Annotated in this window: 20 protein-coding genes and 1 pseudogene; 15 read left to right on the forward strand and 6 right to left on the reverse strand. The window is 68.8% G+C overall.

The annotated features are described in order from the left end of the window. Positions 1 to 74 precede the first annotated feature (74 nt). Entirely contained in the window at positions 75 to 1,340 is a 1,266-nt protein-coding gene (gene mshA / locus RM50_RS15955) for a D-inositol-3-phosphate glycosyltransferase (protein WP_043454729.1), read from the reverse strand. Positions 1,341 to 1,416: 76 nt separating this feature from the next. Continuing rightward, positions 1,417 to 2,844 (reverse strand): glycoside hydrolase, encoded by a 1,428-nt coding sequence (locus RM50_RS15960; RefSeq protein ID WP_043454730.1) that lies wholly within the window; start codon positions 2,842 to 2,844, stop codon positions 1,417 to 1,419. A gap of 90 nt (positions 2,845 to 2,934) precedes the next feature. On the opposite strand from RM50_RS15960, the gene RM50_RS15965 reads away from it, so the two are divergent. From RM50_RS15965 to tsaD, 6 genes are read left to right on the forward strand one after another with little or no spacing between them, the layout of a single operon-like run. Then, positions 2,935 to 4,026 carry a carbohydrate kinase family protein gene (locus tag RM50_RS15965; protein ID WP_043454731.1) on the forward strand — a complete coding sequence of 364 codons (1,092 nt, stop codon included), beginning with the start codon at positions 2,935 to 2,937 and terminating at the stop codon, positions 4,024 to 4,026. Positions 4,027 to 4,082: 56 nt separating this feature from the next. After that, positions 4,083 to 5,321, forward strand: a complete 1,239-nt coding sequence (alr, locus tag RM50_RS15970; protein WP_043454732.1) for an alanine racemase — start codon at positions 4,083 to 4,085, stop codon at positions 5,319 to 5,321. Then, positions 5,318 to 5,923, forward strand: a complete 606-nt coding sequence (tsaE, locus tag RM50_RS15975) for a tRNA (adenosine(37)-N6)-threonylcarbamoyltransferase complex ATPase subunit type 1 TsaE (RefSeq protein WP_043454733.1) — start codon at positions 5,318 to 5,320, stop codon at positions 5,921 to 5,923. The genes alr and tsaE overlap by 4 nt, the downstream gene beginning before the upstream one ends. Further along, entirely contained in the window at positions 5,917 to 6,588 is a 672-nt protein-coding gene (tsaB, locus tag RM50_RS15980; RefSeq protein WP_043454734.1) for a tRNA (adenosine(37)-N6)-threonylcarbamoyltransferase complex dimerization subunit type 1 TsaB, read from the forward strand. Before tsaE ends, tsaB begins: the two co-directional genes overlap by 7 nt. Next, a complete protein-coding gene (gene rimI, locus RM50_RS15985) occupies positions 6,585 to 7,115 on the forward strand; it encodes a ribosomal protein S18-alanine N-acetyltransferase (protein ID WP_043454736.1) in 531 nt (176 codons plus the stop codon). The genes tsaB and rimI overlap by 4 nt, the downstream gene beginning before the upstream one ends. Next, entirely contained in the window at positions 7,112 to 8,203 is a 1,092-nt protein-coding gene (tsaD, locus tag RM50_RS15990) for a tRNA (adenosine(37)-N6)-threonylcarbamoyltransferase complex transferase subunit TsaD (protein WP_043454737.1), read from the forward strand. The genes rimI and tsaD overlap by 4 nt, the downstream gene beginning before the upstream one ends. A gap of 123 nt (positions 8,204 to 8,326) precedes the next feature. Here tsaD and RM50_RS15995 read toward each other — a convergent pair whose 3' ends face one another. Beyond that, complete coding sequence (locus RM50_RS15995; RefSeq protein WP_043454738.1) at positions 8,327 to 9,478, reverse strand: glutamate--cysteine ligase; 1,152 nt, start codon at positions 9,476 to 9,478, stop codon at positions 8,327 to 8,329. Positions 9,479 to 9,866: 388 nt separating this feature from the next. Here RM50_RS15995 and RM50_RS16005 point away from each other — a divergent pair, with 388 nt between their 5' ends. After that, positions 9,867 to 11,315, forward strand: coding sequence for a glycoside hydrolase family 3 N-terminal domain-containing protein (locus tag RM50_RS16005; RefSeq protein ID WP_043454741.1), 1,449 nt, complete (start codon positions 9,867 to 9,869; stop codon positions 11,313 to 11,315). Positions 11,316 to 11,401: 86 nt separating this feature from the next. Then, positions 11,402 to 12,220, forward strand: coding sequence for a shikimate 5-dehydrogenase (locus tag RM50_RS16010; protein WP_276202739.1), 819 nt, complete (start codon positions 11,402 to 11,404; stop codon positions 12,218 to 12,220). Positions 12,221 to 12,246: 26 nt separating this feature from the next. Here the strand turns inward: RM50_RS16010 and RM50_RS16015 are convergent, their stop codons facing one another. Further along, the gene (locus RM50_RS16015; RefSeq protein WP_043454744.1) at positions 12,247 to 13,506 is read right to left on the reverse strand and encodes a class I SAM-dependent methyltransferase; all 1,260 of its coding nucleotides are present in this window, start codon (positions 13,504 to 13,506) and stop codon (positions 12,247 to 12,249) included. Between the two features lie 52 nt (positions 13,507 to 13,558). Here RM50_RS16015 and RM50_RS16020 point away from each other — a divergent pair, with 52 nt between their 5' ends. The 3 genes from RM50_RS16020 to groL all read left to right on the forward strand — a co-directional run bounded on the left by RM50_RS16020 (position 13,559) and on the right by groL (position 16,170). After that, positions 13,559 to 13,936 (forward strand): hypothetical protein, encoded by a 378-nt coding sequence (locus RM50_RS16020; RefSeq protein WP_043454745.1) that lies wholly within the window; start codon positions 13,559 to 13,561, stop codon positions 13,934 to 13,936. Between the two features lie 251 nt (positions 13,937 to 14,187). Continuing rightward, complete coding sequence (gene groES, locus RM50_RS16025) at positions 14,188 to 14,481, forward strand: co-chaperone GroES (RefSeq protein WP_043454746.1); 294 nt, start codon at positions 14,188 to 14,190, stop codon at positions 14,479 to 14,481. Between the two features lie 78 nt (positions 14,482 to 14,559). Beyond that, positions 14,560 to 16,170, forward strand: coding sequence for a chaperonin GroEL (gene groL / locus RM50_RS16030; RefSeq protein ID WP_043454747.1), 1,611 nt, complete (start codon positions 14,560 to 14,562; stop codon positions 16,168 to 16,170). 170 nt (positions 16,171 to 16,340) lie between these two features. Here the strand turns inward: groL and RM50_RS16035 are convergent, their stop codons facing one another. Next, on the reverse strand, positions 16,341 to 16,943 hold the full coding sequence (locus RM50_RS16035; protein ID WP_043454748.1) for a dihydrofolate reductase family protein: 603 nt from the start codon (positions 16,941 to 16,943) through the stop codon (positions 16,341 to 16,343). Positions 16,944 to 17,000: 57 nt separating this feature from the next. On the opposite strand from RM50_RS16035, the gene RM50_RS16040 reads away from it, so the two are divergent. Next, positions 17,001 to 18,524, forward strand: coding sequence for an ATP-dependent DNA ligase (locus RM50_RS16040; protein WP_043454749.1), 1,524 nt, complete (start codon positions 17,001 to 17,003; stop codon positions 18,522 to 18,524). Positions 18,525 to 18,545: 21 nt separating this feature from the next. Here RM50_RS16040 and RM50_RS16045 read toward each other — a convergent pair whose 3' ends face one another. Continuing rightward, complete coding sequence (locus RM50_RS16045) at positions 18,546 to 19,514, reverse strand: DUF389 domain-containing protein (protein ID WP_043454754.1); 969 nt, start codon at positions 19,512 to 19,514, stop codon at positions 18,546 to 18,548. 182 nt (positions 19,515 to 19,696) lie between these two features. Here RM50_RS16045 and RM50_RS16050 point away from each other — a divergent pair, with 182 nt between their 5' ends. The 3 genes and pseudogenes from RM50_RS16050 to RM50_RS16060 all read left to right on the forward strand — a co-directional run. Further along, on the forward strand, positions 19,697 to 21,766 hold the full coding sequence (locus RM50_RS16050; protein ID WP_052260283.1) for an acyltransferase family protein: 2,070 nt from the start codon (positions 19,697 to 19,699) through the stop codon (positions 21,764 to 21,766). Between the two features lie 201 nt (positions 21,767 to 21,967). Beyond that, positions 21,968 to 23,479, forward strand: coding sequence for an IMP dehydrogenase (guaB, locus tag RM50_RS16055; protein ID WP_043454750.1), 1,512 nt, complete (start codon positions 21,968 to 21,970; stop codon positions 23,477 to 23,479). Positions 23,480 to 23,612: 133 nt separating this feature from the next. Beyond that, positions 23,613 to 24,161, forward strand: a pseudogene (locus RM50_RS16060) (HNH endonuclease signature motif containing protein); the annotation flags it as partial.

Raw genomic sequence — 24,161 nt, forward strand, 5'->3', positions numbered from 1 at the left:
ACCTGTCCTAAAGCTAACAGCCCGGCGGCAGGGGACGTAGGAAAAGCAGGAGAAGCGCGCTCCGCGGGAAAGGGTCAGGAGGCGGGAACCGCCGGAGCCAGGCGGCGGCCCACGAAATTGTCGACGGCGGCGTGGTAGCTCTCAAGGGTAATGGCGGCAGTTCGCTGCCAGCCGGAGTTCTGGGCACGGATGGCGGCGGCGCGGCCCAGGTCCTCGCGGGTGGCGGGGTCGTCGTAGAGGGCTTCCAGGGCATCGGCCCAGTCCGCGGCGTGGTGGCCGTCCACCAGGAGCCCGGTGCGGCCATGGAAGATGGCCCGGGACAGGCCGCCGACCCGGGTGGCCACCACGGGCGTGCCGCAGGCCTGCGCCTCGAGTGCCACCAGGCCGAAGGACTCACTGAAGGACGGCATCACCACGACGTCGGCCGCGCGGAACCAGTCCGCCAGCTCGGGCGCCTTTACCGGCGGAAGCTGCGTGACGACGTCGTCCATTCCTGCCTCCGCCACCAGGCAGCGCAGGTTGAATTCCTTGTTGCCGCTCAATGCGCCCAGGATGGTGACCTTCAGGTCGATGTCGGGCCGGCGTTTCCGCAGCAGCGCAGCCGCCTTCACCAGGACCTGCGGGCCTTTCAGCCGTTGGATCCGGCCCGCAAATACCAGGTGGAAGGTATCCGGGCTGATGCCGCGCCCGGCCCTCGAACGCGCCCGGAACGCGGGAGTGAACGTGGCCAGGTCCACCCCGGGCGGTGCGATGTCGATCCGGTCGTAGGTGGCGCCGTAGTGCGAGACAAGCTCTGCGGCCTCGGAGCTGGTGTTGGCAATGAGCCGGGCCGCGCCGTCGACGATGCGGTGTTCGCCCAGTTCGCGCCGCCGGGGTTCCGGCTTTTCACCGGATTCGAGCAGCAGGTTCTTGACCTTGGCCATGGTGTGCATGGTGTGCACCAGCGGCACGCCCCACAATTCGGACAGCTCCAGCCCTGCGATCCCGGACACCCAGTAATGCGAATGGATGACGTCGTACCGGCCGTGCGGCTGGCGGCGGCGGATCTGCTCGATCTCGGCCACCATGGCATGCAGCAACCCGGGCAGTTCCTCTTTGGGGATCTTGCGGGGCGGGCCGGCCAGGACGTTGTGGACACATACGCCGGGATCGGGGTGTTCGACGGCGGGCTGGTCGGCAGAGGTGGCGCGCGTAAAGATCTCCACCTCCACACCTGCCTCGGCCAGCGCCGACGCCAGTTCGCGGATGTAGACGTTCATGCCGCCGGCGTCGCCGGAGCCGGGCTGTTCCATGGGTGAGGTGTGGAGGGAAAGCAAAGCGACCCTGCGGATCAGTGCCACGGGACCTCCTTCCGGCCGCCGGCGCGTGCAAGGGGAGCCGGTTCAAAGCGCATTCGATAAAACATTACTCCTTCCCTTAACGCCCGCCGCCCTCCCACATCTTCCCCACATCCGGGAATGCGTGCTCATAACCGGCCAGAAGCCGCCCGGCACGCTCCGGGGAGTCCACGAGCGGATGCCGGGCGAAGGCTTCGATGGCGGCTGCACGGTTGCCGGTCGCCGCGGCCAGGACGGTGAGCCGTTCCACGTCCTTGACCCGCTGCAGCAGTTCCAGCTGCGCGCCCGCCGGTGCCTGTTGGGGCAGCGGTACGGCGCCGTTGCGTGTCACCGCGCAGGGGACTTCGACGACGGCGTCCGCGGGAAGGCCGGGAATGGCCGGCCGGACGGCGCTTGGGTCTGCCATGGCGGGCAGGGGTGCCTGCCGGTCCGGCGCGCTGCCCGGTGGCAGGGTATTGCGGGTGTTGAGGATCAGTTGCGTGTCTCCGCGGCCGGCCAAGGCCCGCATGGCCGCCAGCGCCACCCGCTCGTAGCCGCCACCGGCCAGGTCCTCCTCATCCCGGTGCCCGCCATCCTGCCGGGCCTCGGCCAGGTATCCCTCCTCGCGGGACCGCCGTGCCTCCTCCCACAACCGGTAGGCGTCGTCCCCTGCGACGGCCAGCCGCGGATACAGCGCCCGCTGCTGGCCGTCGATGGTCTCGCCGCGGGTCTCTGCCATGCCCTGCATCGCCGCCCGGGCTTCCTCGCTCCGGTAGTAGTAATACAGGTACTCGTTGGGCAGCATGCCCAGCTCCGCCAGGAACGGCTGCGGGAACAACCGGCCTTCCTCGAACCGCTGCAGCGCCGCCGGATCCGCGAGCAGGTCCGGCAACACGTCGCGGCCGCCGGACTCCAGCCGGTACAACCAGCCCAAATGGTTCAGTCCGTAGTAGCCCACGCCGTCGAGCCGTCCCTCCGCCAAGGGGACGCCGGCAGCGTGCGCCGCCCGGTGAACCAGACCTCCGGCCGAGTCGCAGATCCCGATCACCCGGTGCCCCAGGACAGGGAGCAGGGCCTCGGTCACCATCCCTGCGGGGTTGGTGAAGTTGATCAGCCACGCGTCCGGGCACCGGTCCCGCATCAGCCGGGCCAGGTCCAGCATGCGCGGAATGGTACGGAGCGCGTAGGAGATACCACCGGCGCCTGTGGTCTCCTGGCCCAGCAGCCCAAGATCCTGCGCCACCTTCTCATCGGCCACCCGGCCGGCCGTCCCGCCGGGGCGGATGGCGGCAAACACCATGCCGGCGCCGTCCAGGGCAGCAGCAGGATCGGTGGTGCACTCAACAGCCACCCGCCCGTCCTGGCCCCCGGGCATACTCTTCAGCACGGCGGCGACCGCAGCGAGGCGTGCGGGATCGACGTCGTACAACACCAGCCGGGTGACCAGCCCGGAAAAGGTTCCGGACAGCAGGGCCCGGTATATCAGCGGCACCCGAAAACCCCCGCCGCCGGCAATCAACAGCCGCATGAATGCAGTCTAGGACCCGCCCCCGACACTGCCCATAAGCCGTCCCGAAGGCCCTACCGCTGCCCAGCCCCACGGCGTATCCTGCGCACTATGGACGCCACCCCAGCCCGCCCCTTCGATCCGCTGGCGGCCGTCCGGTCCGCCCGCGAGCCGGGATTCGACCTGCTGCTGGCCGGGACAGTGTTCCAGGACATCATCTTCACCGGCCTGCCCCACGGGCCGGAACCCGGAACCGAAATCTGGAGCGACGGGATGGGCAGCTGCCCCGGCGGGGTGGCCAACCAGGCCATCGCCGCTGCCAGGCTGGGGCTGCGCACCGGGCTGGCGGCTGCCTTTGGTGACGACGGCTACGGGGACTTCAACTGGAAGATCCTCTCCGGCCAGGAACATGTTGACCTCAGCCTTTCCCGCCGCGTGCCCGGGTGGCACTCGCCGGTGACCGTCTCGCTCTGCGTTGACCAGGACCGCTCCATGGTCACCCACGGGCACTCCGCGCCGGTGACAAGTTCCGAACTCATTGGCGAACCGCCCAAGGCGCTCGCCGGCATCGCGGAGGTGGGCGTGGAGATGGAGCCCTGGGCCAAGGCGGCCCGCGACTCGGGAGTAAAGCTCTTCGGCGACATCGGATGGGACCCGAGCGGGGAATGGGCGCCGGTCAGGCTCGACAACCTGCAGTACTTCTACGCCTTCCTGCCCAACCAGCGGGAGGCCATGGCCTTTACCGGCAAGGACAATCCGTGGAGCGCGCTGTACGCGCTGGCCGACCGGGTTCCCGTGGCGGTGGTGACGCTGGGCGCGCAGGGTGCCATGGCGGTGGACTCGGAAACCGGCGAGGAGGAGTGGGTACCGTCTCTTCCAGTCAAGGCCCATGACCCCACCGGTGCCGGCGACTGCTTCGACGCGGCGTTCATTGTCGGGACCCTGGCAGGCTGGCCGCTGGGGGACAGGCTGCGGTTTGCCAACCTGTGCGCGTCGCTTGCCGTGCAGGAAGTGGGAGGGTCGCTGGCTGCGCCCGGTTGGGGGGACATCGCGGACTGGTGGAAACGCGCCAACGCCCGCCCCGAACGGCAGATGAGCCAGTGGCTGCGCCGCTTCCGTTTCCTGGCAGACATCATCGAGGACGTGCCGCCGGGAGCCCAGCGCAGGGCGGCCGCCACCATCGCCCACCTCTCGGACGCCTGAGGAGCCGTGGAGGCGCCGATTATTCGGCGCCAAGTGCCCGCACTAGAATCACTTAGGTGACCTACCCCGCAAAAACAGGTGAATTCAGCGCTGCCTCCGGGCCGGACCCCCGCCATGAGCGGTCCGCCGTGATCGATCTGGACGCCATCCGGCACAACGTCCGCAGGCTCGCCGCCGCTGCTTCCCCCGCGAAAGTCATGGCCGTCGTGAAAGCCGACGCGTACGGGCACGGCGCCGTTCCGGTGGCCCGCGCGGCCCTGCAGGCCGGCGCCTCCTGGCTGGGGGTCGCGCACATCTCCGAGGCCCTCGCGTTGCGCGCCGCCGGCATCGACGCGCCCCTCCTTGCCTGGCTGCACACCACGGACAGCAACTTCGGCGCCGCCGTGGCCGCCGGCGTCGACATTGGCTGCTCCGGCTGGGAACTGGAACGCATCGTGGCCGCAGCCCGGGAGCAGGAGCGCCCGGCGCGGGTGCATCTGAAGGTGGACACCGGGCTGGGCCGCAACGGTGCGACGCCCGAAACCTGGGACCGCCTGGTAGGCGAAGCCGTGGAGTACCAGGACCAGGGCCTGCTGCGCGTGGTGGGCATCTTTTCCCACCTGGCAGTGGCCGATGAACCGGAGCGGCCGGAGACGGACCAGCAGGTGGCGGCGTTCCGTGAAGCCCTGGCCATCGCCGAGGACGCGGGCGTGGACCCCGAGGTCCGGCACCTTGCCAACACCCCGGCCACGCTGTCGCGGCCAGACACCCACTTCGACCTGGTCCGGGTGGGCCTGGGCATCTACGGGCTCTCGCCGTTCGACGGCCAGACCTCCGCGGAACTCGGGCTCCGCCCCGCCATGACCCTGCGCACCCTGGTCTCGCAGTGCAAGCAGGTTCCCGAGGGGCAGGGCGTGTCCTACGGACTGCACTACCGCACCAGGGAAGCGAGCACCCTGGCGTTGATTCCGATGGGCTATGCCGACGGCGTCCCCCGCATCGGCACCGGCGGACCCGTCCGGGTGGCCGGCAGGACCTACCCCGTGGTGGGGCGCATCGCCATGGACCAGATGGTCATCGACCTTGGCCCGGAGGCTTCCGCCGCCGACCTGCACGGGGCGGAAGCCGAACTGTTCGGCAACGGTGCCGACGGCGGTCCCACGGCTGACGACTGGGCACGCGCCGCCGGGACCATCAACTACGAGATCGTCACCCGGATCAGCCCCCGCGTGCCGCGCCGCTTCATAAACGAGGACGCACCGGCAGGCAACGGCCAGGGCCTGGTGGGCGCACCGGGCAGGGCGGGGGCCGCATGAGCGCGCCGGAGCAGTTGGCCGCCAACTGGGAAAAGACGTTCACGGCGACGACGGCGGACCAGACCCACGCGTTCGGCAGGCGCCTGGCGGAGGTACTTCGGGCCGGGGACCTGCTGGTGCTGTCCGGCGAGCTGGGTGCCGGGAAGACGACCTTCACCCAGGGCCTGGGGGAGGGGCTAGGCGTGCGCGACGGCATCATCTCGCCCACGTTCGTCCTGGTGCGGATCCACCCCAACCTGCCGGACGGCCCGCGCCCCGGCGGCCCGGACCTGGTGCATGTTGACGCGTACCGGCTGGGCTCGGCCGCGGAGGTGGACGACATCGACCTCGAAAACACCATGGACTCATCCGTGACCGTCGTGGAATGGGGCCACGACCGGGTGGAACACCTGAGTGAGAGCCGGCTGGAAATCGACCTGCACCGTGCCATCGGGCTGGATGCCGGCACGCGTGGTGCCGGATCCCCGGAGGCCTTGCCGGGAGACCTCGACTTCGACGCCGAAGACACCGACGAGCCCCGCACCATCGTGATGCGCGGGTACGGGCCGCGGTGGACATCCGCTCCCGAACTGGGCAGCAGGGACGGGGAAGCCCCGTGCTGATCCTCGCCATCGACACCTCTGCCGTGGCCAGCGCAGCGCTGGTCTCGGATGATGCCCCGGAAAGCGTGGTGGCCGGCTTCGCCACCGAGGACACCCGCAGCCACGCCGAGGTCCTGGCCCCGGGAATCCACTGCATGCTCGCCTCGGCAGGCGTCCGCGGACAGGATGTGGACGCCCTGGTGGTAGGGGTTGGGCCCGGCCCCTTCACCGGGCTCCGCTCCGGCATTGCCACCGCCCGTACCCTGGCCTTCGTCTGGGGCAAGCCCCTGCACGGGCTGATGAGCCTGGACGCCGTGGCGTTGGAGGTGGCGGAATCCACCGCCGCCGAGCCCGAGTTCCTGGTGGTGACCGATGCCCGCCGCAAGGAGGTCTACTGGGCCCGCTACAGCCTGGGCGGCGGCCAGCTGCCCGTGCTCGAGGACGGCCCGCACGTTGGCTTCGCGGCCGACCTGCCTGACCTTCCGGCCTTCGGGGCAGGCGCCGGCCTGTACGCCGACGTGCTGAAGGCCCATCCGGAGTTCGCCATGGAGCAGCCGGACGCGCTGTACCTGGGCCAGTTTGCCCTGGCCCGGCTGGCCTCCGGCGGCACCCTGCTGGATTCCACCCCCCTGTACCTGCGCGAATCGGACGCCCAGGTGCCCGGACCACGGAAGCGGGCCCTATGAGCGCCACCGAGGATCCGCGGATGGCGGGAATCACCATCCGCGACATGACGCTGGACGACGTGCCCGCCGTCGGCCTGCTGGAACACCAGCTCTTCCCCATTGATGCGTGGCCTGTGCAGATGTTCCTGGACGAGCTGTCCCAGCCGGACACCCGCCGCTACCTGGTGGCGGAAGCCGGCGACGGCATCGTGGGCTATGCCGGCCTGATGTGCATCGAGCCCATCGCGGACGTCCAGACCATCGCCGTCGTCCCCGATTATGAAGGGCGGGGCATCGGCACCACGCTGCTCACGCAGCTCATCGACGAGGCCAGGCACCGGGGCGCCGCGGATGTCCTGCTCGAGGTCCGGGCCGACAACCCGCGCGCACAGCAGCTCTACCGGCGCTTTGGCTTCGAGCAGATCCACATCCGCCCCCGCTACTACCGCGACGGCGTGGACGCCCTCATCATGCGGCTCCAGCTCGCGGGAGTGGAACCGGCTGCCGACATCGACGGTGACCAAGCAACGGAAGCAGGCCAGCCATGAACCGGACAGAGCCCCTGGTCCTGGGCATCGAATCCTCCTGCGACGAAACCGGCGTGGGCGTGGTCCGCGGCACCACGCTCCTGACCAACACGGTGTCCTCCTCCATGGACGAGCACGTCCGCTTCGGCGGCGTGATCCCGGAGATCGCCTCCAGGGCGCACCTGGACGCCTTCGTCCCCACCCTCGAGCAAGCACTCGCCGACGCCGGCGTGACCCTTGACGACGTGGACGCCATTGCCGTCACCTCCGGCCCCGGACTGGCCGGCGCACTCATGGTGGGTGTCTGCGCTGCCAAGGCGCTCGCCGTTGCCACCGGCAAGCCGCTCTACGCGATCAACCACCTGGTGGCGCACGTGGGCGTCGGGCTCCTGGATGACCGGGCCAGCGGCCGGAAGCAGGAGCTGCCGGAAAACCTCGGCGCCCTGCTGGTCTCCGGCGGCCACACCGAAATCCTGCGGATCAACAGCATCACCAGTGACGTTCAGCTGCTGGGCTCCACCATCGACGACGCCGCCGGCGAAGCCTATGACAAGGTGGCCCGCATCCTGGGGCTGGGGTACCCCGGAGGCCCCGCCATCGACAAGATGGCCCGCAGCGGCAACCCCAAGGCAATCCGCTTTCCCCGTGGCCTCACGCAGCCCAAGTACATGGGCACCGCGGATGCCCCCGGACCGCACCGCTACGACTGGTCCTTCAGCGGGCTCAAGACCGCGGTGGCCCGCTGCGTGGAGCAGTTCGAGGCCCGCGGCGGGGAGATCCCCGTGGCCGACATCGCTGCGGCCTTCCAGGAGGCCGTGGTGGATGTGGTGTCGTCCAAGGCAGTCCTGGCCTGCCGCGAACACGGCATCAAGGACGTCCTGCTGGGCGGGGGAGTGGCGGCCAACTCGAGGCTCCGGGAACTGACCGGGCAGCGCTGCGCGTCCGCCGGCATCCGGCTGCACGTGCCGCCACTGGACCTGTGCACGGACAACGGCGCCATGGTGGCCGCGCTCGGAGCCCAGCTGGTGATGGCCGGCGTGGAACCCAGCGGGATCGGCTTCGCCCCGGACTCGTCCATGCCCGTCACCTCGGTGTCGATCCCGGCCTGAAACCAGCGGCCCCGGCCGGCCGCCGCGGGGCACTTTGGCGGGCCGCCGTCGTCCCTTACGACGGCGGCCGGCGTGTCCGCGTCCAAGTGCCCCGTTTTTGCGTCGAATTTCGGGGCGGACCGCTCAGGCGGTGGGGCCGTTGCGCATCTGCTTGACCAGGTCCAGCACCACGGCCTGCAGGTTCCCGCCGTTCTCCGCGGCCACACGGCGCTGGCGCTGGTATCCGGCGCCGCGGCGGATGATCTTCTCGACGTCGGCAAGTTCGTCAGCGCAGCGCAGCTTGGCCGCCACCGGCTCCAGCCGGTTCAGCGTCTCCAGCAGGTGGTCCGTGACCAGCTGCTCCCGGCCCGCGGCGTCCAGGATGATGATGGCGTCCATGCCGTAACGGGCGGCGCGCCACTTGTTCTCCTGCACGTGCCATGGCGGCATGGTGGGAATGGTGCCGCCGTTGTCCAGGGTGGTGGAGAACTCGTCCACCAGGCACTGGGTGAGGGCCGCGATCGCCCCCACTTCCTCCAGCGTGGCCAGACCGTCGCAGATCCGCATCTCAATGGTGCCAAGGGCCGGCACGGGCCGGATGTCCCACCGGATCTCCGAGATGGTGTCGATGACCCCGGTGGTGAACATGTCCTGCACGTAGGACTCGTACTCCGCCCAGGACGTGAACTGGAAAGGCAGGCCGGCGGTGGGGAGCTGCTGGAACATCAGCGCCCGCTGCGAGGCGTAGCCGGTGTCCTCGCCGCCCCAGAACGGGCTTGACGCGGAGAGCGCCTGGAAGTGCGGGAAGTAGTTGACCAGGCCGTCCAGCACCGGGAGGGCCTTGTCGCGGCGGTCCAGGCCGACGTGCACATGGACGCCGTAAATGACCATCTGCCGGCCCCACCACTGGGTCCGGTCGATGAGCTTCGCGTACCGGGCCTTGTCCGTCACCGGCTGCAGCTGCGGCGGGCTGAACGGGTGGCTGCCGGCGCAGAACAGTTCCACGCCCATGGGATCGGTGATCTCGCGGACCGCGGCCACGGAGCGGCTGAGGTCCTCCTTGGCTTCGGCGGCTGTTTCGCAGATGCCGGTGACCAGTTCCACCGTGTTCAGCAACAGTTCCTGCTTGATGTGCGGGTGCTCGTCGTCCTCATTGAGTTCCGGGTGGCGGGAGGCCACGCCGCGGAGGACCTGGTTGGCGACGGAGGCGAGCTCGCCAGTTTTTCCGTCCACCAGTGCCAGTTCCCACTCAACACCGAGGGTTGACTGCCTCGATGGGGCGAAGTCGATCTTCACACGCTTCCTTACTGTCCGGTTTGCCGCTGGCTGATGCCGCTCACAGGCTGCGCCGGCTGGCGAACGGGTGGTTCAAGTCTAGTGCAGGGGTAGCATCGTATTGATGGCCCCGTTCCTGCTGCGTCACAGCGCCGCCAAAACCAGTTCTGCCAAATCCTTCCCCCTCCTCCTGGCCCTGTCGGCCCTTGCCCTGGCTTCCTGCACGGCCTCCCCAACGTCCGCACCGCCGTCGGCCGCCACGACGGCCAGCACCGCCTCCCCTTCCGCGCCGGAAAGTACGACGCCGGCACCTCCTGCGGCGTCACCCTCACCTGACGCGGGTTCCCGGCCCCTTGGGTGGGGACCGGAGCAGCGGGACCAGGAGGCCGCAGCCGCCGCGGTCAAGGCCATGACCCCTGAGGAGAAGGCCGGGCAGGTCCTGCTTCCGTTCTACAAGGGCAGCCAGGTGGAGGCCCATGCCGCTCTCATCCAGCGGCTGCACCTGGCCGGCAGCATCATTATGGGCGACAACGTTCCGCGCGGCCCGCAGGGCGGGGTGGATGTGGCGGCCATGGCCGCTGTGAACCAGCGGCTGCAGCAGGCCACGTCCGCCGACGGCCGGAGCTGGCCGGGGATCATCGGTGTGGACCAGGAAGGCGGGGCCGTGGCACGCCTCGGCGCCCCGCTCACCGAGTGGCCCACCCCGATGAGCTACGGCGCCGCCAACAACCCGGCGCTCACGCGCGAGGCCGGCAAGGGCCTGGCTGCCGAGCTGGTGCCCCTGGGTTTCGACCTCGACTTCGCTCCGGATACGGATGTCACGATCGGCCCCGGAGACCCCACCATCGGTGCCCGCTCCATGTCCGCGGATCCTGCGGCGGCCGCAGCCCACGGGGTGGCCTTCTCCCAGGGCATGCTGGACGCTGGGGTCCTTCCCACCGTGAAGCATTTCCCCGGCCACGGCTCCGTCACCACGGACTCCCACCTCAGCCTGCCCGTCCAGCCAGCCGGCATCGACCAATTGCGGGGCAGGGACTGGAAGCCCTTCCAGGCCGCGGTGGACGCCGGGCTGCCCATCGTCATGACCGGGCACATCGCCGTGCCCGCGCTGGAACCCGGCGTCCCGGCGTCGCTCTCGGCGCCAAGCTATGCCGCACTGCGCAGCCTGGGATTCAAAGGCGTGGCGGTGACGGACGCTCTGAACATGGGCGCCGTGGACAACCAGTACCCGGCAGGCGCGGCCGCCGTGAAAGCGCTGGCCGCCGGCGCGGACCTGCTGCTGATGCCCGCCGACGTCGAACAGGCGCACGCCGCCATCCTCCAGGCGCTGGCGGCCGGGACCCTTCCCGCTGCCCGCCTGGATGAGGCCGCGCAGCGGGTGGCCACCATGATGATCTGGCGTGCCCGCAGCACGCCACCGGCGGGGACACCCGGCGCAGGTGCGCCCGCCGGAAGCGGGGCAGCCCTGTCCGCCCAGGTCTCGGCGTCAGCCGTCACGGTCCTGGCCGGCCCCTGCGGCGGACCGCTGGTGCCGGGCTCGGTGCGGGTGGCCGGCGGGGGACCGGGCGACCGGGAGCGCTTCGAAGCCGCGGCCGCCCGTGCCGGACTCGGTGTGGGATCAGGGCCGCTGGTGAACCTCATCGGTTTTGGCGGCAAACCGGCCGGCGGGGACATCGCCGTTTCCCTCGACGCTCCGTGGCCGCTCCAGGGGTCCAGCGCACCGGTCAAGCTGGCGCTGTACGGGCGCACGGACACCGCCTTCGACGCGCTCGCCGCCGTCCTTGCCGGAAAGGCTGCCGCCCCCGGGAAGCTGCCCGCCGCCGTCGGGCCCTTTCCCGCAGGAACCGGCTGCCCCTGACCCAGCCAAGTACCCCGAACTGCTGTTTGGAGGCGTCTCAGCGGCACATGGCGCTACCGGCTGGGCGGGACCGCTTTAATGGTCAGGTGCCCATTCTGAATAAAGACATGACCCTCTGCATCTCGCTCTCGGCCCGGCCCAGCAACAACGGGACCAGGTTCCACAACCACCTCTACGGGCAACTGGACCTGAACTGGATCTACAAGGCGTTTGCGCCCACCAACCTCGAACAGGCCATCGCCGGCGTGCGGGGCCTGGGCATCCGCGGCTGCGCCATCTCCATGCCGTACAAGGAGGATGTCATCGCGCTGGTGGACGAGATGGACCCCTCCGCCAAGGCCATCGACTCGGTGAACACCATCGTGAACACCGACGGCCACCTCAAGGCCTACAACACCGACTACACCGCCATCGAGCAACTGCTGGCATCCAACAACGTCCCCGCCGGCTATTCGGTGCTGGTCCAGGGGGCCGGCGGCATGGCCAAGGCCACGGTCGCTGCCCTCCGGGACGCAGGCTTCACGGACGTCACCGTCATCGCCCGGAACGAGGCTGCCGGGCGCGCGCTCGCCGACCAGTACGGGTTCCAATGGCGGGCAGCACTCGACGGCGGCACGGCGGACCTGATCATCAACGTCACGCCGCTGGGCATGGCCGGAGGCGCCGACGCGGAAACGCTGTCCTTCCCGGCTGAGGCCATCGACGCTGCCCGCCTGGTGTTCGACGTGGTGGCGCTGCCCGCCGAAACCCCGCTGATCCGTGCCGCCCGCGCGGCGGGTAAGCCCGTGATCACCGGCGCCGAGGTGGCCACCATCCAGGCCCTGGAGCAGTTCGTCCTCTACACCGGAGTACGGCCCACGCCGGAGCAGGTGCGCGCCGCCGAGGAGTTCATGCGCGCCCAGTAGCGGCTGGGTTTCCGCGCCGGCCCGGCTTACGCCGCCGCGGCCGGGACGGGTTCCACCACGATGGCCACCCGGTCCTCCCCGATGCGGGTCAGGACCAGGGTGGCTGTCTTTCCGGTGCCCTTCTTGCCGGAATTCCTGGCGCCGGGGAGCAGCTGCTTCCGCAGCTCTTCCGGCGTCACGGCGGTGCCGCGCTTCTTGATGTCCAGCACCGTGATGCCCTCCTGCTTCACCCAAGCCTTGAGCGCCTTCACGTTGTAGGGCATCACCTGCAGGACCCTGTAGGCCCTGGCGAACGGGGTCTGGACCAGTTCCGGGGCGCAGATATAGGCAATGTGCTCGTCCACCAGGTGGCCGCCCAGCTGCAGGGCCACGTCCGCCACCAGGCCGGCGCGGATCACGGCGCCGTCGGGCTCATAAAGGTAACCGTCCACCGGTCCCACGGGGGCGGCGGGGCCGGCGCCGAAGTCATCTGCGCTGCCCAGTTCGGCGGGGCCCTGCGCACCCAGGACCAGGGCGGCACGGCGGACGCCGGGCCTGCGGACCGCGTTGAACCAGAGGGTCACCTCGGTGACGTCCCCGGACACGGACACCCACTGCGCCTCGCAGCCGGCGGGCACGGACTCGTGCGGCATGCCGGGACCCATCTTCACGCCCACCGCCTTGCCGTCCGCCGCCAGCGACTCCACGAAGGACAACGGCGGGGAAAATGCCTCAGGATCCCAGATCCGCTTGGTGCCGGAAGTGGAGGTGGTCCGGCGGGCCGGATCCAGCCACACGCCGTCCACCCCTTCCAACGGGACGGACACGGCGTCGGCGTGGACCACGGTGGCGTTGGGAAACGGGATCAGGTTCACCGTGGCGCACGCCGCGGTGGTTTCATCCATTTCCACCGCGGTCACGTCGATGTCCAGCGACGCCAGGGCCAGGGAATCGGCACCCAGCCCACAGCCCAGGTCGGCCACCTTGCGGATCCCGGCGGCGGCGAACCGCTGCGCGTGGTGTGCGGCCACGTTCAGGCGCGTAGCCTGCTCCAGTCCGGCCTGCGTGAAGAGCATCTGGCCGGCGAATTCGCCGAACTTTGCCTGCGCTTTGGTCCGGAGCCGGGACTGGGTCAGGACGGCGGTGACCAGTTCCGCCGGATGCCCTGCCTTCCGGAGCGCGGCGTTGAGCTCGAACGAGTCCTCATCCCGGTAGGGGCCCAGGGATGCCAGCAACTCCCAGCCTTCAGGGGTCAGCAGCGGTGCAATGTGGTCCTGTGCCATCTGGTCTTGGGGAGCATGAGCCATGGGTTCCAGCCTAGTGGAGGAGCGCGTACGGGGATGCGGATACTGTTGAACCATGGATGAGAGCGCAGCCCCCGGGTCCACCGGCAGCCACGAGCCAGGGTCCCGCGGCATTGCCAGGTTCGCCCGCCCTGTCCTGATCGCCGCCTCGATAGTGGCCGTGGTCTGCATCGCCCTCCTGGTCATCATCTTCCTGCTGGACACCTTCAACGCCACGGTCTACTCCGTTGGCGGCCACGACATCCATGACGACACCCAGGAATCGCGGGATATCCGCGGACTGTACGACGGCGCGCGGACCGGGAGCATCTTCTTCCTGGTCACGGCGGTGCTCGCGGCAGCGGCGGCCGGCTGGGTGCTGTACCGCGAACGTCAGCAGGGTGGCGGCGACACCGACGGCGAGGACGTGCACTTCGAGGACCTGGGCCAGTAGCGAGTCCGCCGTGATGCCGGAAGGACGGCGTCGGAAACCGCGAAAAGCAGTACGCCCATGACGAAACGTTGGCACTCACCTTGACCGAGTGCTAACCCTTACATAGAGTCTTCATTAGCACTCTCCCTAGGAGGGTGCTAACACATGAAGAGCTGCCAGCCAGGCTGCTGCCGGCACCGCGACGACGGTTTGCCAGCTACGGCGGAAAGCTTTCCAGTCCACGAATTTGCTGACGAAAAGGAGAGGTCCGAGTGTCGGTCTCTATTAAGCCTCTTGAGGATCGTATTGTTGTCCGCCCGCTCGAAGCCGAGCAGACCACGGCTTCCGGCCTGGTCATCCCGGACTCCGCACAGGAGAAGCCGCAGGAAGGCGAAGTTGTTGCAGTAGGCCCCGGCCGCTTCGAGGACGGCAACCGCGTTCCCGTTGACGTAGCAGTTGGCGACGTCGTCATCTACTCCAAGTACGGCGGAACCGAAGTCAAGACCGGCGGCACCGAGTACCTCGTGCTGTCCGCCCGCGACGTCCTGGCTGTCGTCGTTAAGTAACTCTTTCGGATCCCCGTGCCGCCGGCCACGCTCTTGCTGGCCGGCAGTGCGGGGTTCTGTCTTTGAAAGGACAAAACCATGGCAAAGCAGCTTGCGTTTAACGACGCTGCCCGCCGGTCCCTCGAGGCCGGCATCGATAAGCTCGCGAACACCGTCAAGGTGACGCTTGGCCCCCGCGGCCGCAACGTCGTCCTGGACAAGAAGTGGGGTGCCCCCACCATCACGAACGACGGCGTCACCATCGCCCGCGAAGTCGAGCTGGACGACCCCTACGAGAACCTTGGCGCACAGCTGGCCAAGGAAGTAGCCACCAAGACCAACGATGTTGCCGGTGACGGCACCACCACCGCAACGGTCCTGGCCCAGGCACTGGTCAAGGAAGGCCTGCGCAACGTGGCAGCCGGCGCCGCTCCGGGCCAGATCAAGCGCGGCATCGAGGTCGCGGTTGAGGCCGTGGCAGCGCGCCTGCTGGAGAACGCCCGTCCGGTCGAAGGCGGCCAGGTGGCCAACGTTGCCGCCATTTCGGCGCAGAGCGACGAAATCGGCGAGCTGCTCGCCGAGGCCTTTGGCAAGGTGGGCAAGGATGGCGTCATCACCATCGAAGAGTCCTCCACCACCCAGACCGAACTGGTCCTCACCGAGGGCATGCAGTTCGACAAGGGCTACCTCTCCCCGTACTTCGTCACCGACGCGGAGCGCCAGGAAGCAGTCCTCGAGGACGCCCTCATCCTGATCAACCAGGGCAAGATCTCCTCCATCCAGGAGTTCCTGCCGCTGCTCGAAAAGGCGCTGCAGGCTTCCAAGCCGCTGTTCATCATCGCCGAGGACGTTGAGGGCGAGGCCCTGTCCACGCTGATCGTCAACCGGATCCGCGGCACCCTGAACGTCGTTGCCGTCAAGGCTCCGGGCTTCGGTGACCGCCGCAAGGCCATGCTGCAGGACATCGCCACCCTCACGGGCGCGCAGGTTGTCTCCCCGGAACTGGGCCTGAGCCTGGACTCCGTTGGCCTGGAGGTGCTGGGTACTGCCCGCCGCATCACCGTCACCAAGGACAACACCACCATCGTGGACGGCGCCGGAACGGCCGAGGACGTAGCGGCACGCGTTGCCCAGCTCCGTGCTGAGCTCGCCCGCACCGACTCCGACTGGGACCGCGAGAAGCTCCAGGAGCGCCTGGCCAAGCTGGCCGGCGGCATTGGCGTCATCAAGGTCGGCGCAGCCACCGAAGTTGAGCTGAAGGAAAAGAAGCACCGTATCGAGGACGCCGTTTCCTCCACCCGCGCTGCCCTCGAAGAAGGCATCGTGGCCGGCGGCGGCTCCGCTCTGATCCACGCCCTCAAGGCGCTGGATGAGGACGCTTCGGTCAAGGCCCTCGAAGGCGACGCCGCCGCTGCAGTGGGCATCGTCCGCCGCGCGCTGGTCCAGCCGCTGCGCTGGATCGCCCAGAACGCAGGCTTCGACGGCTACGTGGTGACCTCCAAGGTGGCCGACCTTGAGGTCAACAACGGCTTCAACGCCAAGTCCGGCGAGTACGAGGACCTGATTGGTGCGGGCGTCATCGACCCCGTCAAGGTCACCCGTGCAGCCCTCCGCAACGCGGCCTCCATCGCCGCCCTGGTTCTCACCACCGAGACCCTGGTCGTGGAGAAGCCGGCCGAAGAGGACGAGCACGCAGGCCACAGCCACTAGCGGTCCCCGCCGGCTCCCAAGTCTCGCTTCGCCCGACGTGGGGCCCTCGCCGGCGTAGGCCCTTTTGAGGCCAGGAAACCGGTCCAGCATCCGCTGGGCCGGTTTTTTGCATGCCTGAACGGGCCCATGCCGTCCGGGTTCCCTCGCCGAACGTAGCGGGGTTAAGGGGACTAGCTTGCCGCCATCTCCTGCGTCTCCACGCCACCGGCTGGCTCATACACCAGAGACACCGCACCCTTGGGGAAGCTGCGCGCCGGTTCCGCCAAACGGAAGGTGGCCGGCAGGGTGCCGGTATCGAACAGCCGCTTGCCCTGCCCCAGCGCGACCGGATACAGCCAGAGGTGCAGCCGGTCAAGCACCTCCGCTTCCAGCAGCGAACGGATCAGGACGCCGCTGCCGAACATGTGCACCTGCTGGTACTCATCCCGGATCCTGCCTGCCGCCGCAGCATCCGGCAGCACGGTGGTTCCCGCCCAGGCCGGATCGGCCAGGGAACCGGAGACCACGAACTTGGGGACCCGGTTCAGCGTGTCCGCGATGTCACCGCTCTGGTGCGGCCAGTACCCGGCGAAGATGTCATAGGTCTTCCGGCCGAGAAGGAGGGCGTCCATGCGGCCGATGCCTTCCGCTATTGCCGCGCCGGACTTGTCGTCGGACACGGGCGCCTGCCAGCCGCCGAAGTTGAAGGCACCCTCGGTGTCCTCCTCCCGGCCGCCGGGCGCCTGGTACACGCCGTCGAGGGTGATGAACAGGTTTGCCATGATGATGCCCACGCGCCCATCTTGGACCCGCGCCGGGGTGCTGTCCAGTGTCCGTGGCAGGATGGTGCCATGCTGCTCCTTGAGCTCGTGGAAACCTCGGAAGCCGTCGCCTCGACCCGCTCCCGGCTGGCGAAGGTGGCTGCCCTGGCGGGCCTGCTGGGCCGGCTTGAACCGGAGGAGATCCCGACGGCGGTTGGCCTGCTCAGTGCCAGGCCACGGCAGGGGCGGGTGGGCGTCGGATGGGCCGCCATTGCGGCGGCCAAGCCGTCACCGGCCACGAAGGCGCGGCTTACCGTCGCCGACCTTGATGCCGCGCTGGACCGGCTGCTGGCCACCGCAGGCACAGGGTCCGGGGCGGAGCGGGCGGCCACGCTCGGCAACCTGATGGCAGCCGCCACCGCATCGGAGCAGTCGTTCATCGCCGGCGTCCTGCTCGGTGAACTGCGTACAGGCGCCCTTGAAGGAGTGCTGACAGATGCCATCGCCCGCGCCTCGGAGCAACCGGTGGAAGCAGTCCGGCGTGCGGCGATGCTCTCCGGCGACCTCGGCGGAACCGCGCTGCTGGCCCTGACGGGAACCAAAACCGAGCTTGACGCGGTCGGCTTGAGGGTGGGAAGGCCCGTGCAGCCTATGCTCGCCGCGACGGCGGCCAGCGTAGGAGCAGCCCTGGAAGCCACAGGGGAAGCGTCGGTGGAATACAAGCTGGACGGCGCCCGGATCCAGGTCCACCGCGCCGCGGACGAGGTCAGCATCTACACCCGCAACCTTGCCGACGTCACCCACCGGCTCCCCGAGGTGGTGGAGGTGGTCCGGGGGCTGCCGCTGCGGGACGTGATCCTGGACGGTGAAACCCTCGCCCTGGATGAGGAGGGCGGTCCGCGGCCGTTCCAGGAAACCATGTCCCGGTTCGGTGCCGACGCCGTGCGGGAAACCCTGCTTCATCCATGGTTCTTCGATGTGCTCCACATTGACGGGCGGGACCTGCTCGATGAACCGTTGTCCACGCGCCTCGAGGTGCTGGAGCAGGTGGCGCCGGGGCACCGGATCCCGGGGCAGGTGACTGCGGACCCTGCCGTGGCTGAGCGGATATCCCGGGAGGCGCTGGCCGCCGGGCACGAGGGAGTGGTGGTGAAGGCCATCGGGTCGGCCTATGCCGCAGGCCGTCGCGGTTCCAACTGGGTCAAGGTGAAGCCGGTGCACACCTATGACCTCGTGGTGCTCGCCTGCGAGTGGGGATCGGGGCGCCGCACCGGCCTGCTGTCGAACCTGCACCTGGGCGCACTGGACCCTGCCGGCGAGTTCGGCGAAGCGGGCGGCTACGTGATGGTGGGCAAGACCTTCAAGGGGCTCACGGACGAACTGCTCCGCTGGCAGACGGAGAGATTCCAGGAACTTGAGGTGCGGCGCACGGCCGGCACGGTCTGGGTGGAGCCGGTCACCGTCGTCGAAATAGCGATCGACGGCGTGCAGCAGTCGCCGCGCTACCCGGGCGGCATCGCCCTCAGGTTCGCCCGCGTCAAACGCTACCGGGAGGACAAGGCACCCGCCGACGCGGACACCATCCAGACCCTCCGCTCCCTGCTGCGCCCATAGCGGTAGGGACCCGGTGTTCCGTCAGTTGCGGCTTCCGCTGCGCTGGCGTCTCAGGATCCGGGCTTCGCCATCCGGCAGGCGCCTGGCGACCATGCGGTAGAAGAGCAGGACGGCGACGGCGGCCACCACGATGCCGACGAGGTTGAGCAGCAGCTGGAGCGCAGAGCCCGTGGCCTTTTGGTATTCGCCCAGCACCAAAGCCACCGCCACGTAGCCGGCAGCCGGGACGGTGGTCACGGAGATGAACACGCCGATCAGTGCCGCGGAGCGCCGGCCGATGATGGAAAGCATCCCGGCGATTCCGGCCAGAATGGCAACGATCAACGAATACGGGCCCGGATGGTAGATGAACTCGACTGCGGAACCCTTGTCCAGGGCATCGCGGGGGAAGAGGCCCAGCGGGATCGACAGCCACGCCGTCAGAGCCGCCAGCAGCATCGCAACCGGGAAGCCCACAGCCAGGGCCACCGCAGCCCGGCGGCCAAGCCTCCACTTACGGGTGGCGATCGAGACGGCGAGCGCGGCCAGTGGTCCGAACTCAGGCCCCACTGCCATGGCGCCCACAATGGCAATGGGGGAGTCCGTCACGATGCCGATTCCGGCGAGCTGGGTGGCCAGCACCAGGAAAGCAAGGAAGTTCCAGGTCAGCCGGGAGTCCTCGCCCGTTTGCCGCGTGACATCCTCCCAGATCACGGCGTCCGCGCCCTCACCCGGGGCGGCGCGCTCCGCCTGGTCCGCGTTCCGGGACAGGACGAATTCCGGTGTGGACATGGAAATGGAGCCCACGTCCCGGATCTTCAGGATCTCCAGCTTTTCGAGCAGTTCCTCGACCGACTCCCGGGCAACCAGGACTTCAATGACGTCGCCCTCGGGCACCACGGAGGCGCGCGGGACCACGGCGACTTCTGCCGTTCCCCGCTGTTCGCGGCAGGTCTTCAGGGTCACGGCGGACAGCTCACCGGGCACACAAATCCGCAGCTGGACAACCACGCCCACTCCCTTCCATGGTTGGGCCCAGCATAGTCCGTGCCAGGCCACAGGCCGCGCCTTCTCCGCCGACTCAACAGCCGGACGCGACGTGGCCCAGCTCTCTTGATTGGCCCCGTTCGAGGCCGGTGCGTACGCTTAACCCTTTGACCGGCCACGGGTGAAAAGGGGTTTGCGTGCCGACTTTGGAAACCAAGGAGGCACCGGCCACCGGCGGAAGCAGCGCCGGCCGGCCACGAAAGCCCACCTTCCGTCCGGAAGTCCAGGGGCTCCGCGCCCTTGCGGTACTCATGGTCGTTGCCTACCACGTCTGGCTCGGCCGCGTGTCCGGCGGCGTGGACATCTTCCTGCTGATCTCGGCGTTCCTGCTCACGTTGTCGTTCGTCCGCAAAGCGGAGTCGGGGCAGCCTTTCCGGCTCCTGGCGCACTGGCTGCACCTGTTCAAGCGGCTGCTGCCTGCCGCTGTCGTGGTGATCCTGGGAGTACTGGCCGGCACCTGGCTCATCCTTCCGCAGGGCCGCTGGCCGCAGGTGCTCAACCAGGCATGGGCCTCCCTTTTCTACAACCAGAACTGGCTCCTGGCCGACCTCTCCGTGGACTATTACGCGCAGGACCACGCCGGAGCCAGCCCGCTGCAGCACTTCTGGTCGCTGTCCATCCAGGGCCAGGTCTTCATCCTCTGGCCACTGATCTTCGCCGCCTCGGCTGCCCTGCTGTCCACGCTCCGCAGGATCCGCGGCCTGGAGCGGCTGACATATCCGGGCCTGCTGGCCGTGGTGTTCGGTGCAGTGTTTGCGGTGTCGCTGGCCTATTCCGTCGACCAGACGGCCACCAACCAGGCGTACGCCTACTTCGATACCCGGGCACGGCTCTGGGAATTTGCCCTCGGGTCCCTGCTGGCACTGGGGCTGCCATACCTCAAGCCCGGCCGCCTGCTGCGCGTGCTGCTGGGCTGGGCCGGGCTGGCGGGCATGGTGTCCTGCGGCCTTCTGCTCGCCGTGGACCGCTCCTTCCCGGGGTATGTGGCCCTCTGGCCGACGCTCTCCGCGGCCGCCATCATCCTCGCGGGACAGAGCGGCAGCCGGTTCGGCGTGGACCGCCTCCTCAGCAGCCGGCCCGCCGTCGCCCTGGGGGATAACTCCTACGCCCTGTACCTCTGGCACTGGCCCGTCCTGGTCCTGGCGCTCGCCGCCACCGGCGTCGAGGCGCCCAACATCAAACAGGGGCTCGGCATCGTTGGGGCCTCCGTCGTGCTGGCCATCCTGACCACGCGCTTTGTCGAAAAGCCGCTGCGGGAGTGGCATTGGCCCAAGCTCCGCGCCTGGCGCACCGCCGTCGTCATTGTTGCCTGCGGGGCCGTCCTGGCAGGACCCGTCGCTGTCTGGCAGACCTCGCTCACGGCGGAGGAAAGCGCGACGGCGGCGCAGCCCCGCGAGCTCACGCCGGGAGCGCTGGCACTCACCCCGGAGAACGGGAACAATCCCGCCCCTGCGGCCCGCACCATCCCCGGGCCCACCGCCCTGGACAACGACTGGGCCGGCATCGACACTCCCTGCACGGGCGCCAATGCCACGGGCGATCCAATCCTGGAAGGCTGCCGGCAGGCGCTTCCGGAGGAACCGGCCACGCGGCGGATCGTGGTGCTGGGCGACTCGCACGCCCAGCAATACCTGGCGGCCCTGGCGCCGGTTGCAGCCGCCCGCGGGTGGGAACTGGTCACCCTGCTCATGCCCGCCTGCCGCTTCGGCGCTCAATCGGACACCAGGAACGCCGAATGCAACGCCTACAACCGGGCAAGTTCCGCCTACGTCCTGGAACACCGGCCCGATGCCGTGTTCACGGTGGCCTCGCTGACCCACGAGGAAGCGCCCTTCGAAACGGAGGTACCGGGATACCTGGACGGCGTCAAACCGTTTGCGGACGCCGGCATCGAGATCGTGGGCATCCGGGACAACCCCCGGTTCACCTTCAACATGCCCCAATGCGCCCAGCGGAACGGCCCGCAGGCGCCGGCCTGCAATCCGCCGCTGGCCGAGTCCCTGGTGGAACCGTCGCCGCTGGAGAATTACCGGGGCAGGTTGCCGGGCCTGCACCTGATGGACATGAGCGACTTCATCTGTGCCCGCGGTGTCTGCCCGGCGGTGGTGGGCAACGTGTATGTCTACAAGGACGACAACCACCTCAGCAGGACCTATGTGGAGACGATGATCCCCATGTTCGAACAAAGGCTGCTGGCGGCAACCGGCTGGAGCTAGTGCGGTTGCTCACATTGGCGGCGTGGAATAGGGGGATCGGCGCCGAGGTTCTAATATTTACTCAACACTTTCTGCCCCCGGAGCGCCGTGCTGCACGGTGTTCCCGCAGGATCATCTGCACAGGCCAGTTCCGTAATAACGGGCTGGTCATCGGCTGCAACCCCTACCCGTGACCCAGCAACCAAGGTAAGAGGCGCACTCATGACCGAGCCCGAACACAACCCCTTTGGCTTTATCGGCCTGACCTACGACGACGTCCTGCTCCTGCCGGGCCACACCGACGTCATCCCCTCTGAGGCCGACACCTCTTCGCGGATCTCCAAGCGGATCACCGTGCAGACCCCGCTGCTCTCCGCCGCCATGGACACCGTGACCGAATCCCGCATGGCCATCGCCATGGCACGCCAGGGCGGCCTGGGCGTGGTGCACCGCAACCTCTCCATCGCCGACCAGGCTGACCAGGTGGACCGGGTCAAGCGCAGCGAGTCCGGGATGATCACCAACCCGCTGACCATCCGTCCCGAAGCCACGCTGCGCGAACTGGATGACCTCTGCGCGCATTACCGCGTGTCCGGCCTGCCCGTGGTGGATGAGGACAATCGCCTCCTGGGCATCGTCACCAACCGCGACACCCGCTTCGTGCCGGAGTCCGACTTCCCGCTGCGGCTGGTCAGCGACGTCATGACCAAGATGCCCCTCGTCACCGGGCATGTAGGCATCAGCCGCGAGGAAGCCTCGCACAAGCTGGCCACCAACAAGATCGAAAAGCTTCCGCTCGTGGACGAGCAGGGCCGGCTCAAGGGCCTGATCACCACCAAGGACTTCACCAAGGCGGAGCAGTACCCGCTGGCCACCAAGGACGACGAGGGCCGCCTCCGCGTCGGTGCCGCCATCGGCTTCTTCGGTGACGGCTGGGAACGCGCCATGGCACTGGTGGACGCCGGCGTCGACGCCCTCTTCGTGGACACCGCCAACGGCCACTCCCAGGGTGTGCTGGACATGATCCGCCGGCTGAAGTCGGATCCGGTTGCCGCGCACGTTGACATTATCGGCGGCCAGGCTGCCACCCGTGAGGGGGCCCAGGCACTGATCGACGCCGGCGCCGACGGCATCAAGGTGGGCGTCGGCCCCGGCTCCATCTGCACCACCCGCGTGGTTGCCGGTGTTGGTGTTCCGCAGATCACCGCCATCTACGAGTCCGCCAAGGCGGCGATCCCGGCCGGTGTGCCGCTGATCGCCGACGGCGGCCTGCAGTACTCCGGCGACATCGGCAAGGCCCTGGTGGCCGGAGCCGACACCGTCATGCTCGGCTCCCTGCTCGCCGGCTGCGACGAGTCCCCGGGCGAACTGATCTTCGTCAACGGCAAGCAGTTCAAGTCCTACCGCGGCATGGGCTCGCTGGGCGCCATGCAGTCGCGCGGCAAGAACACTTCCTACTCCAAGGACCGCTACTTCCAGGCCGACGTATCGGGTGACGACAAGCTGATCCCTGAAGGCATCGAAGGCCGGGTGGCCTACCGCGGCCCGCTGTCCTCCGTGGCGTACCAGCTGGTGGGCGGCTTGCGCCAGACCATGTTCTACACCGGCGCGCCGACCATTCCCGAGCTGAAGGCCCGTGGCAAGTTCGTCCGGATCACCTCCGCCGGCCTGAAGGAATCGCACCCGCACGATATCCAGATGACCGTCGAGGCGCCGAACTACGGTTCCCGCTAGGCACACGAGTGAACAGAGGAGGCAAGGTTTTTTACCTTGCCTCCTTTGTTTTCCCTCACTGTTTAACCGTGGCGTCTTCCCTGCGGGTGCATCCTCGGCTTTGAATGTCAGTGCCTCGTTGGATGATGTGGTTATGGGAATCGGCAGCGGTGTTCGGGTTGTGACGGAGGGTATTTCTGCCTCTGTCGCCGCCCTTCGCGCGCTGGACCGGGAGGATGCTGCTTTGGCTTCCGGCGCCCATGTTGGCAGTGATGTGGATGTGTTGCAGCGGCGGTATGAGCTCCGGCTGGAACGGCTGGAGGTGGTGAAGCGGCTGGAGGGCCGGCTCGCCGCGGTGAAGGCGCGCGATGTTGCCGACGCTGTTGAGTTTCAGCAGGCGATGCTGGCCCCGGACGTCCCAGGGCATGAGCGGACCTTTGCGGCGATGTCGGCCGTGGAGGAGATCGCCGGGGTCCTGACCATCAGTTCCCCGGCCGCAGGCGGTTTGGTGGAGCAGTCCCGCCGGGTCTGCTCCCTGCCGCCGGTCCTGGACGCCCTGGCTGCCGGTGAGTTGTCCTGGCAGCACGCCCGCATTGTGGCGGACGAGACCGAGGGCCTCACACCGGCCGGGGCCGCGGGGTTGGTGGCGCACTTCTTCGACCCGGCCGCGCCCACCCCGGCGCGCGGCGCCGCCCCCGGCGAG

Source organism: Pseudarthrobacter phenanthrenivorans (assembly GCF_000813845.1).
Lineage (GTDB): Bacteria > Actinomycetota > Actinomycetes > Actinomycetales > Micrococcaceae > Arthrobacter > Arthrobacter phenanthrenivorans_B.